General features: G+C 59.6%; 12 protein-coding genes. 10 read left to right on the forward strand and 2 right to left on the reverse strand.

Annotated elements, in window-relative coordinates; all coding sequences use genetic code 11:
- The first annotated feature begins 113 nt into the window (after positions 1 to 113).
- Positions 114 to 1,427 (forward strand): S1C family serine protease, encoded by a 1,314-nt coding sequence (locus QZ540_RS02545; RefSeq protein ID WP_294627498.1) that lies wholly within the window; start codon positions 114 to 116, stop codon positions 1,425 to 1,427.
- A gap of 204 nt (positions 1,428 to 1,631) precedes the next feature.
- Here QZ540_RS02545 and QZ540_RS02550 read toward each other — a convergent pair whose 3' ends face one another.
- On the reverse strand, positions 1,632 to 2,279 hold the full coding sequence (locus QZ540_RS02550) for a uracil-DNA glycosylase family protein (RefSeq protein WP_294627500.1): 648 nt from the start codon (positions 2,277 to 2,279) through the stop codon (positions 1,632 to 1,634).
- A 1-nt stretch (position 2,280) separates the two neighbouring features.
- A complete protein-coding gene (locus tag QZ540_RS02555) occupies positions 2,281 to 2,748 on the reverse strand; it encodes a tRNA (cytidine(34)-2'-O)-methyltransferase (RefSeq protein WP_294627502.1) in 468 nt (155 codons plus the stop codon).
- Between the two features lie 159 nt (positions 2,749 to 2,907).
- Here QZ540_RS02555 and QZ540_RS02560 point away from each other — a divergent pair, with 159 nt between their 5' ends.
- From QZ540_RS02560 to raiA, 9 genes are all read left to right on the forward strand, one after another.
- On the forward strand, positions 2,908 to 4,155 hold the full coding sequence (locus tag QZ540_RS02560) for a cysteine desulfurase family protein (RefSeq protein ID WP_294627504.1): 1,248 nt from the start codon (positions 2,908 to 2,910) through the stop codon (positions 4,153 to 4,155).
- A gap of 195 nt (positions 4,156 to 4,350) precedes the next feature.
- Positions 4,351 to 5,574, forward strand: coding sequence for a tRNA 2-thiouridine(34) synthase MnmA (gene mnmA, locus QZ540_RS02565; protein WP_102033361.1), 1,224 nt, complete (start codon positions 4,351 to 4,353; stop codon positions 5,572 to 5,574).
- 89 nt (positions 5,575 to 5,663) lie between these two features.
- Positions 5,664 to 6,062 (forward strand): chorismate mutase, encoded by a 399-nt coding sequence (locus QZ540_RS02570; protein ID WP_049356519.1) that lies wholly within the window; start codon positions 5,664 to 5,666, stop codon positions 6,060 to 6,062.
- 67 nt (positions 6,063 to 6,129) lie between these two features.
- Positions 6,130 to 7,437 (forward strand): methionine synthase, encoded by a 1,308-nt coding sequence (locus QZ540_RS02575; protein ID WP_294627508.1) that lies wholly within the window; start codon positions 6,130 to 6,132, stop codon positions 7,435 to 7,437.
- A gap of 55 nt (positions 7,438 to 7,492) precedes the next feature.
- Positions 7,493 to 8,194: an MtrAB system response regulator MtrA gene (gene mtrA, locus QZ540_RS02580; protein ID WP_012903206.1), complete on the forward strand. Its 702-nt coding sequence runs from the start codon at positions 7,493 to 7,495 to the stop codon at positions 8,192 to 8,194.
- A gap of 34 nt (positions 8,195 to 8,228) precedes the next feature.
- Positions 8,229 to 9,983: an MtrAB system histidine kinase MtrB gene (gene mtrB / locus QZ540_RS02585; protein ID WP_294627509.1), complete on the forward strand. Its 1,755-nt coding sequence runs from the start codon at positions 8,229 to 8,231 to the stop codon at positions 9,981 to 9,983.
- A 235-nt stretch (positions 9,984 to 10,218) separates the two neighbouring features.
- A complete protein-coding gene (locus QZ540_RS02590) occupies positions 10,219 to 11,925 on the forward strand; it encodes an LpqB family beta-propeller domain-containing protein (protein WP_294627510.1) in 1,707 nt (568 codons plus the stop codon).
- A gap of 40 nt (positions 11,926 to 11,965) precedes the next feature.
- Positions 11,966 to 12,862 carry a ComF family protein gene (locus tag QZ540_RS02595; RefSeq protein ID WP_294627511.1) on the forward strand — a complete coding sequence of 299 codons (897 nt, stop codon included), beginning with the start codon at positions 11,966 to 11,968 and terminating at the stop codon, positions 12,860 to 12,862.
- A 209-nt stretch (positions 12,863 to 13,071) separates the two neighbouring features.
- A complete protein-coding gene (gene raiA, locus QZ540_RS02600) occupies positions 13,072 to 13,713 on the forward strand; it encodes a ribosome hibernation-promoting factor, HPF/YfiA family (RefSeq protein WP_012903212.1) in 642 nt (213 codons plus the stop codon).
- Positions 13,714 to 13,852 lie beyond the last annotated feature (139 nt).

Genomic DNA, 13,852 nt, shown 5'->3' on the forward strand with positions numbered 1-13,852 from the left:
GGAACTCCCCGATAACCAACAGCAAAAAAATATAGAACGCCATAAAACACCCTCTACAGTAGAAAGATAGCGTGCGCCCAGGGTGAGGCACACGCGCGACTCTAGGAGAACTTATGACTCAGAACAACGGATGGTCTTACGGCGGCAATGACGGCGTCACGGATGCAACCCGTCCCCTGCAGAACGTGAGCGGACAGGCAAACTACCAGCAGGGTCAGAACGCATACCCGCAGGCATACGCCTCTCCCGGATACACCTACCCCCAGGCCGCTGCCGCGCAGGTTGCGTCGGCGCAGTCTGCACCCCAGAACACCGATAACAACAAGCGTTACGGTGCTGGCGTTGTGCTCACCGCAGCTCTGCTCGCAGCCCTCGTCGGTGGCGGCGTTGGCGCGGGCGTCGGAGGCGGCATCGCAGCATCGAATAACAGCTCCTCTAGCTCCTCTTCGCGCGGCTCCGTGAGCTCCAATATCAGCAACTCCTCCACCGTGGCCGGCGTAGCAGAAACCGCGAAGAAGGTCCTGCCCTCCACCGTGACCATCATGGCGTCGAGCGGCTCCACCTCCGGCGGCGGTAGCGGCGTTGTCCTCGATAAGGACGGCCACATCCTCACCAACCACCACGTGGTCACCCTCGCATCTTCCAGTGCTGCATCCACCATTGAGGTGCGCCTGAGCGACGGTACCGTACGCACCGCTTCCGTGGTGGGCCTGGACTCTGCGGCTGACCTGGCGGTTCTGAAGATTAACCCCTCCGGCCTGGACCTGCAACCCATCACCTGGGGCGACTCCTCCAAGCTGGTCTCCGGCGAAGCCGTGGTTGCCCTCGGCGCGCCGTATCGTCGTAGCGAATCGGTGACCGCCGGCGTAGTCTCGAACGTCAACCGCGTGCAACCCGCCGATGCGAAGGGTCAGAATTACATCCCCATGATTCAGGTTGATGTGCCCATCAACCACGGTAACTCCGGTGGCCCGCTGGTGAACCTCAAGGGCGAACTGGTCGGCATTAACGCGCAGGGTCAGGCAAGCCAGGACGGCGGCACCGCCGACGGTATGGCGTTCTCCATTACCTCCAACTACGCCAAGCGCATCTCCTCCGAGATCATTGCCAAGGGTAAGGCAACCCACGGCTACCTGGGCGCGAGCGTAAAGAACAGCCCCGCGGACACCGGTTCGGGCTCGTCCAAGCTCATCCCCGGTGGCGTTGAAATTGCCTCGGTAGAATCTAACAGCCCCGCCGCGAAAGCAGGCCTGCGATCCGGCGACGTCGTGATTGAAGCCGACGGTCACGCCGTGACCAAGAGCGACGAGCTTAACGGTACCGTGCGTGCCGCGGCGGCAGGCTCTGATCTGAAGCTGAAGATTAAGCGCGGCTCCTCCACCCATGACATCACCGTGACCCTGGGCGACGCCGACAGCCAGAAGTAAACAGCCAGAAGTAAAACGCACTCTGCCTCTGAACAGGTAGAAACGCGGTTGGGAAACACCCGCTCAGCCGGCTCTACCGTTCAGTAACTCTAACTTCAAAAGAGCGCCACATGGTGTAACGAAAGAAAGCTCCCACCCATATGCGGGGTGGGAGCTTCTTTCGTTAGTACAGCAAACTGTATTGGTGTTGCAGATAGGGGCAGGTTAGAGGCCCTCGAGAACCTCGCCCACGCGCTTCTGCAAAGCCGGGATAACCTCCTGCTCGAACCACGGGTTCTTCGCCTGCCACCTAAAATTCAGCGGCGAAGGATGCACCAGCGGCAGAAACTTAGGAAGATAAGACTCCCACGCACGAACCGTCTCCGTCAGGTTCCTCTGCGCCTTTGGGGCGTGTACACCATCCAGGTAGTGCTTCTGAGAGTAAGCCCCCACCAGCAGAATCAGCTGCACATCCGGCATCAGCTCGAGCAGCTGCGGATGCCACTTCGGTGCGAAATTCTTACGCGGCGGGTTATCGCCGTGCGCGCCCTTACCCGGGTAATAGAAATCCATCGGCAACAGCGAAATCAGGTCGGGGTTATAGAACTGCTCATCCGTCACGCCCATCCACTCGCGCAACTTCACGCCGCTCGGGTCATTCCACGGGATACGGCTCTCCTGCGCGGCACGCCCAGGCGCCTGACCAATCACCACAATACGAGCATGAGGTGACGCCGAATAAACCGGCTCCCAACCCTGCTCCGTGAACTCCCTATTCTGCGGATCCTGGCGAATCTGCTCAGCCAGGGGAGGGCGCGTCTCCAGAATCTGCTGAACCAGAGGCCCCGGCAGATTATGGTGTGCTGCAGCCATGCTAGATAGCGCCTCCCTCAAAACCGTTCTGACGCCACGCCTCAAAAATCGCAATGGACGCAGAATTAGCCAGGTTCAGCGAACGGCGACCCGGCTTCATCGGAATCTTCACACGCTCGCTCACGTGCGGATCCTGCTGAACCTCAGCGGGCAGACCCACCGACTCCGGACCAAACATGAACACGTCACCGGGACGGTACTCAATATCCGCATACGACGTCGAAGCGGTCGTCGTGAACGCAAAAACACGCTCCGGAGCCAGAGCCTGCCACGCATCTTCAAGGGTCTCATGCACTGTCACTACCGCCAGATCGTGATAATCCAGACCCGCGCGGCGCAGATGCGCATCATCAAAGTTAAAACCCAGCGGCTTCACCAGGTGCAGCTCAGCGCCAGTAATCGCCGCCAAACGGATAGCATTGCCGGTATTGCCCGGAATCTCAGGGGTATAGAAAAGAATCTTGAACACGTTCCTAAGTGTACCGCGCAGCCCCCGACCAGCATTGAGCGTCCCGGGGCAGTAGCGCTCGCCGACCCAGCCGCAGGTGAACACACCTAGAAGAGCGCGGATAGAGCGCGATAAAATAAGCGAGGCGAAAAACCGCCGAACAACCCAGCAGGAGGAACCATGAGCGCAGAAACCAACCGTCAGAACGGCCGCGTCTACCTCGACCATGCCGCCACCACCGACGTGCTTCCCGCAGCCATCGACGCGATGGTCGAACAGATGCGCAACGGCGGCAACCCCTCCTCCCTGCACGCTACCGGACGTGATGCCCGCGCCACCGTCGAATACGCCCGCGAACGCATCGCCCGCGCTGTTGGAGCGGACCCCGCCGAGGTTATTTTCACCTCCGGCGGCACCGAGGCGGACAACCTCGCAGTCAAGGGCATCTACTGGAAGCGCCGCGAAGAAGACCCGCAGCGCACCCGAATTCTCGTCTCCTCCATTGAGCACCACGCTGTGGAAGAAACCTGCGAATGGCTCGAAAAGGCAGAGGGCGCGCAGCTCGAATGGATCCCCGTAGACGAGCACGGTAGCGTCAACCCGCAGACCGTCCGCGAACTTATCGAAAAGAACCCCGAAGACGTCGCGCTCGTGACCGTCATGTGGGCGAACAACGAGGTAGGTACCGTACAGCCCATTCCCGAAATCGCTGCTATCGCCGCCGAATACGGCATTCCCGTGCACTCGGATGCGGTGCAGGCTTTCGGCGCGGTCCCCATTAATTTTCACGCCAGCGGCGTGGCGACCCTCGCAATCTCCGGCCACAAGATTGGCGGCCCCATGGGCATCGGCGCGCTGGTCGCAACCCGCGCCGTGCAGCTGACCCCCGTGCTTCACGGAGGCGGTCAGGAACGCTCCGTACGCTCCGGCACCATCGACGCGCCCGCCATCGCAGGTTTCGCAGAGGCCGCCGTGCACTCGGTACAGCACCTCGACAAAGAATCCGCCCGCATCGCCGCGCTACGCAACGAACTCGTTGCGGCAATTAGCGCGCTTATCCCGCAGGCACACCTGAGCGGCGAAAACCCGCTCACCGAAGAATACCCCGGACAGAAGCGACTGCCCGGCAACGCCCACTTCACCTTCGAAAACGCCGAAGGTGACACCCTACTCTTCGTGCTGGACATGCAGGGTATCAGCAGCTCCACCGGCTCCGCCTGCAACGCCGGGGTGACCCGCCCCTCCCACGTGCTCATGGCAATGGGAATGGACGAAGACACCGCCCGCAGCGCCCAGCGATTCACCCTCGGCCACTCCACCACCGGAGCCGATATTGCGCGCCTCATCGCGGCACTACCCGCCGCCTACGAACAGGCTGCAAAGGCGGGACTGTCCTCGCAGCTGCCGGACGCCTCCCGCTGGCACTAAAATCCCAGAAGAGAAGATACCGAACCGCCCTCAGCCTGCAATCTCAGCGTTCGCTGAGGGCTGGCTGAGGGTGCACTGCCCAATATCCCGCCGAGCCCCTGCGTACAATGGGTAGCTACAGTAACGGAAAGTCTGCCCGCACACAGGGTACGCTCCGAACGTTCCTAGAGGCTCAACACAACAGAAGGATAGGCAGTGAAAATTCTTGCAGCTATGAGTGGCGGCGTTGACTCCGCAGTCGCCGCAGCCCGCGCCGTAGAAGCAGGACACGAAGTAGTCGGCGTTCACCTAGCCCTATCCCGCATGCCCGGCACCCTGCGCACCGGCTCCCGCGGCTGCTGCACCCTCGAAGACTCCATGGACGCCCGCCGCGTCTGCTCCCAGCTGGGCATCCCCTTCTTCGTCTGGGACTTCTCCGAACGCTTCAAGGAAGACGTCGTCGACGACTTCATCTCCGAATACGAAGCCGGACGAACCCCCAACCCCTGCATGCGCTGCAACGAAAAGATTAAGTTCGCCGCGCTACTCGAACGCGCCCTCGCACTCGGCTTCGACGCCGTAGTGACCGGCCACTACGCCCGCGTCATCACCACCGAAGACGGTAACCGCGAACTGCACCGCGCCGCCGACTGGGCTAAGGACCAGTCCTACGTGCTCGGTGTGCTCACCCACGAACAGCTCAAGCACGCCTGGTTCCCCCTGGCGGACACCCCCTCCAAGGCGCAGGTACGTGCGGAGGCGGCAGAGCGCGGCTTCTCCGTGGCGAAGAAGCCGGACTCCTACGACATCTGCTTCATCCCCGAAGGTGATACCCGCGCCTGGCTGGGCGACCACATCACAATGCGCCCCGGCCTCATCAAAGACACCCACGGCGAGGTGCTCGGCGAGCACCCCGGCGCGCAGGCATACACCGTAGGCCAGCGCAAGGGCCTGGCACTGGGACGCCCCGCCGCCGACGGCAAGCCCCGCTTCGTGCTGGAGGTGCGCCCCAAGGAAAACGAAGTCATCGTCGGCTCCCGCGAGCTGCTTGCCGTGCACGAAATCCGCGGTATCCGCGCCACCTGGGCGGGCGTCCCCGTGGAACAGGCGGCACGCTTCCTGGAAGAGCCCGCGCATCTGGGCGCTCGCAGCGAAGAGTTCGAGGTGACCGCACAGGTGCGTGCGCACGCCGACCCGGTCCGCGCCAAGGCGTACATGACCTGGGCACCCGACCCCGAAGCTGAAGAAGAAGGCGCGCTGCGCCTGGAAACCGTCGTGCGCCTACTGGACCCACTCTCCGGCGTGGCACCGGGGCAGACCATGGTGCTCTACCAGGGCACCCGCGTGCTGGGCCAGTCCACCATCGCCCGCGCCTACTCGCTGGACCGCGAAGACATTCAGGAAACCCTGTCTGCCGGTGCCTCAACCAGCGCCGACTAGCCGCTCAAAATAGCCACACTCAGCTGTTCCCGCCCCGTTGCCGCAGCCGCAGCCGCATAGAAGACCACAACCGATCCGAGGAGAAACCGATGACCCCCGAAAACACTTCCTGCGAATTTGACCCCCACGCCACCTCCATGGGCGATGAAGTCGCACCGGAGGTCTACGAGGAGCTCTTCGCCATGCGCCGCTCCATCGACAACTTCGATGCAGCGCTGGTGCACATCCTCGCGGAGCGTTTTCAGGCGACCAAGCGCGTGGGCGTCCTGAAGGCTAAGCACAACCTGCCCGCTGGCGATCCTGGCCGTGAAGAGGCACAGATTGCTCGCCTGCGTGCCATGGCGAAGGAATCCAGCCTGGACCCGGAATTCGCGGAGAAGTTCCTGAACTTCATTATTTCTGAGGTGATTCGCCACCACGTGCGCATCGCAAACGAGCAGGCTGAGCAGGACGGCGAGGCAACTGAAGCCGAGAACTCCGAAGGCTAGTACCGCGCAACTTTCGCATCATTGCGTTTGAACCTGTACTCCATCTGACCCCTCTGGACACACTCCTATGCCCGCTCAATCTTCCAGCCGCCAGAACGTCCGTACTGAACCGACGCCGGAGCGCCTGCTACTGCCCGGTGAGTACCGTGCCCCCGAAGGGGACGAACTGACCGAACAGGACCTCGCCGCGCTCGCTACGGAGCGTCCGCCGGTGCGCGCCAGCGGACTGGGCGATTTTCCCGGCGATGATTTGGGCGAAGCAATGTCTCGAGTGGAAGGGGAGATGGGTGCCCCGCACCTGCCGTTCTTGCCGCATCTGCCGGCGCTGGGCTGGCGGAGTACTCCTCTGGCACGCACCCTGGCGGTGTGTGAGGGACTTGCTTTTGACGGTGCCTCGTTTGGCTGGCGCATGGTGCATAGCGGCGGCAGGGGAGCACGCGAGTCTGCCTTGGCGCAGGACCGTCTGCTTTCGGATATCAATCTTCTCGCTGACCGTGTGGGTGCGCAGAAGAAGAGGTTCACTTCCAGTGCTGAGGGTTCCGCCCCGGCGTATAAGATTCAGCTGGTCGGTCCGCTGACTCTTGCCGCCAGTATCTATCTGCCCGGCGGCGAGCGTGCCATTAGTGATGCAGGGGCGAGCCGTGACCTGCTGGAGTCGTTCCTGGAAGGCCTGGAACGCTGGATGGGTTCTCTGCGCGAGGCTCTGCAAGCTCCGCGGGCGCTGATTGCCGTGCAGCTGGATGAATCCGAATTTCAGCGTCTGATGGAGGGGGCCATCCCTACGGTGAGTGGCTTCCGCTCCCTGCCGGCTTTGCAACCTCACTACTATCAGCAGGTGTACCGCCGTATCTCGGAGCGTTTCGCCGAGTTGAATCTGCAACTCATCCTGGACGTGGATGGCACCGCGCTTAAACCTGTGCAGGAGCTGAAGCTGCTGAGCCAGTCCCGCCCTGCCCTTGATGCATTGGCCCTTGTGAAGGCGATGCGTGTTGAGGGCGCCGCCCCCTGCGCTTTGCTGTTGCACCCCGACCGTGCTCGTCCGAAGGGCCCCGGCATGCTGCAGGTTCCGCCGCTGAGCGACCCGCGTTCGTGGGAGCCCGTGGCGCAGCTTCTGGAGGCGCAGGCTCAGCTGTGGCTACCAGTGGTGACCTCTGCGCGGGTTCCGGATCAGGTGCGCCGCCTGTACAGCCTGTGGCGTGAGGTTGGTCTTGAATCTGCTCAGCTGAGTGCGGTGGGTTTGATGCCCGATGAGCGTATTCAGCGCGGTTCCGCGTCTGCTGGGTTGGTCTCGGGCACAGTGAGTGTGCTGGATGCCACGGCTTCCCTGGCTCGTGTGACAGAGTGTGCCCGTGCATTGGCTGAGTGCGCGGTATGATTAGATAATCAGCATTTTTATGCAAGTATTTACGACAATTCTTTAGGGAGGTACTGTGAGCGCAAGCGATGCACACACCATTTTGGTGGTTGATGACGATGATGCTCTGGCGGAAATGATTGGCCTCGTGCTCGCGCAAGAGGGCTTTAACGCTGTTTTTTGCGAAAATGGTGCACGCGCTTTTGAAACTTTTATGCGTTCCACTCCCGACTTGGTGCTTTTGGATTTGATGCTTCCTGGCATGAACGGTATTGAAGTGTGCCAGCAAATTCGTCGTTCTTCTAATGTGCCGATTATTATGTTGACCGCTAAAAGCGACACTGAAGATGTTGTTAAGGGTCTTGAGGCTGGCGCTGATGATTACATTGCTAAGCCTTTTAAGCACGCTGAATTGTTGGCGCGTATTCGTACCCGTTTGCGTCCGCGTGAGAGCCGCCAGCTGGTGGTGTCTATTGGCGATATTGTCATGGATATGGACGGCCGTACCGTCAAGTACCACAGCACTGAGGTTCCGATGACTCCTCTGGAGTTTGATCTGTTGGCTGCGCTGGTGCGCCACCCGGGTCAGGCGTTGAGCCGTCAGGAACTGCTGGATATGGTCTGGGGTTACACTGATGTGAGCGATTCGCTGGTAAACGTGCACGTCCAGCGTTTGCGCGCTAAGTTTGATGAGCTGGGTGCGGATCGTTTTATTCAGACGGTTCGTGGCGTTGGCTATAAGATTCCGACCGAGCTGGTGGGATCTTCCGGTAGCTAATCGGAACCTATTCATAGGCGAAGGGATAACCTGATTGTCTGTTGCGAAGTCGAGCCATGAGCACGGCGCTTTGACGGCGGAGGCGGTAGCCTCCGCCTCTTCGCGTACCCGCACTTCCAAGCCGCGTAAGGCGAAAAAGCAGAGTAGTAGGAGCCTGATGCAGCGCGCTCAGCGTTTGTGGAAGGAATCTCTGCAGTTCCGTGCTTTGGGTACTGCGGGCATCATGATGTTCCTGAGCTTCTTGATGGTGGGTTGGTCCTTGTCGAGCCAGATTGCGACGAGTCTTTTTGAGAATCAGAAGGGTCAGGCGCTGGCGGAATCGGAGAGTGGTTTCCGTAACGTTCAGAGCGTGCTGGACTCCTCTGAGGCCCGTAGTGACAGCGAAATTCGCCGTAATGTGAGCCGTACCCTGACCGTGCTGGATGCGGGTAGCTCGGGTAAGCGCAATTGGATTCTTGTGCCTTTGGAAGGTCAAGGTAAGCAGGGTTTTATTCCTGAGCAGAGCAGTAATAATTCTTTGAATTCTTCGAGTATTCCGAATGATTTCAAACAAACTGTTCGCGATAAAGAGGGTATTTTCTGGCAGACGTCTACGGTGACTACTGTCGAAAATAATCGTGAGCGTACCTATCCGGTGCTTATTGTTGGTACACATATTTCTATTTCTCAGAACCCTAATTACGGTTTGTTCCTTGTGTACGATATGACGGATTCTTCCGCCACGATTGCGCATATTAACTTTGTTCTTTTTGGCGGTTTCTGCGCACTGCTTACTGTGGTGCTTTCTGTGGTGTGGATTGTGACTCGTTTTGTGGTCCGCCCGATTACGCAGACCGCTATTACGGCGGAGAAGCTGGCTGCTGGCGATCTGGATCAGCGTGTGTCTGTACACGGTGAGCACCAGGCGGCGCGTCTGGGCTATTCCTTCAACCTGATGGCTGACTCGCTGCAGGAGAAAATTGTTCAGCTGGAGCGTCTGTCGACTCTGCAGCAGCGATTCGTTTCTGACGTTTCGCACGAGTTGCGTACTCCGTTGTCGACGGTTCGTCTGGGTACGGAGCTTCTGTACGATACGCGTAACGAGATGGAGCGCACGCAGAGCCGCACCGTGGAGCTTCTGCACGATCAGGTGGATCGTTTCCAGTCGATGCTTTCTGACCTGCTGGAGATTTCTCGTTTCGATGCCGGTAGCGCAATGCTGACCATCGACACTGAAGACTTCATGCGTGTGCTGTCGAATATTCTGCAGGAGGCTCTGCCGCACCTGGAGCGCACGAATACTAAGCTGAACGTGCATACGAGCCATGAGAGCATCATGGTTGATATGGACCGCGTGCGTATTGAGCGTGTGCTCCGTAACCTGCTGTACAACGCGATTGAGCACGGCGAGTCCCGCCCGATTGACGTGTACGTGGGTGCGAATGCCACGAACCTGGGTGTTGCGGTGCGTGACCACGGTATCGGTCTGTCTGAGGATGAGGCTGTTCAGGTGTTCAACCGTTTCTGGCGTGCTGATACTTCACGTAAGCGCACCCTGGGCGGTACGGGTCTGGGGCTGTCGATTGCTGCTGAGGATGTGCGTCTGCACGGCGGCACGATTGAGGCGTGGGGCGAGAAGGGCCGCGGTGCCTGCTTCACGATAAACCTGCCGCTAATTCACGGTGCGCCTTTGGGCGAGTCGCCGGTTTTGGTGACGGGTGAGCCTGAGGTGAGTGCGCATCGTTCGGCGACCGCGAAGGATACGCTGCCCAATATTGCTCCTCGAGCGAACCTTGAGGGCGAGCTCTAAGGGGTTCAAACGGGGAGAGGCTTTAGGCTTCTGTCATATATCGGTGCGTTGGTGTTGCTCGGCTGTATTTACGCTTATCCTTGCGTATTTGCACTGTTCACCCAGTACAATCAATGCAGATATGTTTTCACGGTGTTGCTATTTCGCTGTGGTCATCTTTTCACCGTGTTGCGATGGCCTGCAACGGTAGTTGGCGATTGTTTGTCTTTGTTCGTAGAGGAAGGTTAAGACCTCCATGGCTCACAGGGCTATTGTTTCTCGACGCGCCGCGCTGTCTTGGGGCGCGGTGTCTTTGGCGACGCTCGTGAGCTCTTGCGCGGGTCTTCCTTCGAACGATCGAGTGACTCAGCACAGCAGCGGTCTGGACGTGAAGAGCGTTAATACTTCTCCGGCGCGTGCGCCGGGACCGCTGGCGGGTGCTACCCCCGAGGCGATTATTGAGGGCTTCGTGCGTGCTGGTGTGGATAGCATTGAGAATTATGCTGTGGCGCGCCAGTATTTGAGTTCTTCTTTTGCGCGCCGTTGGAATCCTATGGGTACGACTCGCGTGTACCGTAATACGGTGCAGCCTCGCAGTGACGATAGTGGAGCTGCCGAGGGTACCTACCATGTGCGTTTCCAGCAGACGGCGACTGTGAATAGTCAGGGTATTACGAGCACCTTCCCGGAGGCTCAGACTGAAACTCAGGACTTCACCATGGTTATGGAAGATAACCAGTGGCGTATTAGCTCCTGCCCGGATGGTCTGTGGCTGGATGGTGCCGAGTTTGAGCGCGTGTTTAGCCCGTGCCGCCTGTACTTCTATGATCGTGCGTTCCGTTATGCTGTGCCGGATATTCGTTGGTTCCCGCATACGGACCGCTATTTTGAGTTGCTGGTGCGTACGCTGATGGCTGGCCCGGCGTCCTACCTGAAGGATGTTGCGTTCTCGGCGTTGAACGAGTCGATGAGCCTTGAGACCGCTAACATGAGCGATAACCAGGATGTGCTGGTTCGCCTCTCGGGTGAGCACCTGGACGATAACCGTTTGGCGCGTGTGCGTGAGCAGATTATGCACGGTTTGGAGAACTTCTCCGGTCTGGGTAAGACCGAGGTGTTCTACAACGGTACTTTGATTCCTGAGAATGCACCGAGCGGCTTCTCTGCGGTGAAGCTGAACCCGGGTGTTCCTGCCCGCACGGTTGCTATTAATTCGAACGGCCAGATGGTGGCGCGTGATGATTATATGAGCAATGCGGGCGAGCAGCTGCTTCTGCGTGGCGTGAACCAGTTGAGCTCCCCGGCGATGGGCTACACTGCGGATGTTTACGCCTGCTTGGCGAATGATGCCGCGAGCCTGTACACGGTGTATCAGGGTACTGCCCGCCGCGTGTGGCAGAGTACCGCGCTGACTGCCCCCAGTTTTGACGCGTACGGTTGGGTGTGGGCTGCCGATGGTACGGGTGTTGTGCGTGCGTTCAAGCCGGACTCTGAGGATGCGAATGAGCGCGAGCGCGGCGTGGATATTGGTCTGTCGTGGCAGCGTAATTTGAGCTTTACGAGCGTGAACGTTTCTCACGATGGTGCGCGCATGGCGATTGTGGCGTCTACTGAGGGCGCGTCGGCTGTGATTATTTCCGGTATTGTGCGTGATGATGCCGGCAAGCCTCTGCGTCTGACGGAGATGGTGCGTTTGAGCTCTTCGGTGACTCCGCGTAATGCTCGTTGGGCTGGCGACCAGAGTGTCGTGGTGGTGAACGTGAAGAACGGTGAGTCTGAGGTGATTTCCCTCAGCGGTGAAGAGACGAAGCTGGACCGTTTGGATGGTGTGATGACCATTTCGACGGCGGATAATACGTCGAACATTATTGCCCACCGTTCTGACGGTTCGTGCTACCTGATGGAGGAGCGCGGCTGGATCCGTTTGGATACGACCCTGCACGAGATTAGTTACGCCGGTTAGCCTCGGGCACCGGGTATAGCGCGCGGAAAGGTTGCTTTCGGTGAGTTCAGGACAGCGTGGTTTGAACGAGCCCGTGAACGGGTCCTTGAGCAAGTCTCTGACCGGGCTTGCGGGTGCTCTCAAGAGCGCCGGCGGGTCTTTGGGCGAGGTTCTGATGCCGCGCACTTGCCCGTGCTGTGCGGTGCCGGTTGCCTATGGTTCCGGCACTCCGCTGTGTGAGGCGTGTCTGCCGCAGTTGCATTCGGCGTTGGCTAAGGTTGAGCGAGTGCAGGTTCTGCAGCCTCTGTCTTCTGGCGACTGCGCTACTGGCGGAGGTGCCCCTGAGATGCGTGCGGCATCCCGTTATGAGGGGATCATGCCGCGTGCGCTGCTGGCGTTGAAGAACGCCGGCCGCACTGATTTGCTGCCCCTGCTGGGCGAGGGCTTGGCGCGTAGCGTGTATGAGCTTCTGCGCGCTCGCCGGGCTGAGATTCAGCACGGTTCTTCTGCGCCGGTTGAGGTTCTGTTGGTTCCGGCACCGTCGTCTGCGCAGAGTGTGCGCCGCCGCGGCTATGCGCCGGCGAATCTTTTGGCGCAGGAGGCGGTGCGTCAGCTCAACCGGCGTTTACCCGCCTCGGTGCGGGTGCGCGCTGTGGACGTTATCGGGTACGCTCCTCGCACGCGGCGGGGGAGCGGCGCCTCCATTATTTCTGATGCGATTTCCGGTGCGCAGAACGAGCAGAAGGGCCTGGGCGCTGTGGGTCGTGCCGAGCGCATGCACGGTGCCTTGCGCGTCATGGAGCCTGCCCTGTGTGCGGGTCGGGTGAGTGTTATCTGTGATGACGTGGTGACTACCGGTGCGACCGCCTCCGAGATGACGCGTGTGCTACAGGATGCGGGGTCGCTGGTGCTGGGTGTGTGTGCGGTGGCTGCGGTACCGAAAAAAGCTCAGATATAGCGTTTCTTGTAGTTAGTTGCAAGAGATACACGATTTTTAGCTGTTAAAGTTCGCAGACCGACGAATAGCTATTATTTGGGCTAAATATTTGTCATATCTAGTGATATAAACCATGTTTCGTACTAAAATAAATACAAGGGAACGGCATTGGAGTCGAACCCCCGTACCGGGTCCAACCGGACGCGGTATAAGCCCCCAACCTGGAGGGAATGATCGTGGAAGTCAACATCTACGGCCGCAATATCAAGGTCACCGAACGCCTGGAAGAATACGTGAACGACAAGGTTCAGAAGTTCGCGCAGCTCGGCGATAACGTGAAGGACATTGACGTCAAGTTCAGCAAGGACGGTCACCTGGGTGGCGAGTCCATCCGCGTTGAGATTACCGTTGTTGGTACCGGCCCTGTCCTCCGTTCCGAAGCCCAGGGTCACGACAAGTTCGCGGTCTTCGATGAAACCTACGGCAAGCTCCTGGAGCGTCTGCGCCGTGCACGTGACCGCCGCAAGCTGCACAAGCGCGGTGGCAAGCACCCCGTCTCCGTGGCGGACGCTACCGGCTCGATTCCCGTGGTTACCGAAGCAATTACCGAGATTCTGCTGCCGGATGTTCCGGTTGAAGAAGCAGCATTCGACAACAGCGAGGTCACCCTCGCCGACGAAGCCGCATCTCCCATCGAGATTCGCCACAAGAGCTTCAAGGGTGAGCGTCTGACTCCCGCAGAAGCTGTTGACCGTATGGAACTGGTCGGCCACGACTTCTACCTGTACATTGACAGCGAGACCGGCGCACCGGCTGCGGCATACCGCCGTAAGGGCTGGAGCTACGGCATCATTACTCTGGACAACGAGTAAAACTAACGTACCTGCTGACTGCTGAGGCGTAAGGCTCTTTGAAGGGGCGTACTCAGCGAGTAGGCTCAAGACCCGGGCGGTCTGGAAACACACACCGTGTTTCTCCAGGCCCCCGGGTTTTCTTTGCCCTCCACGCATC

The organism is uncultured Rothia sp. (genome assembly GCF_916049665.1).
Classification (GTDB): domain Bacteria; phylum Actinomycetota; class Actinomycetes; order Actinomycetales; family Micrococcaceae; genus Rothia.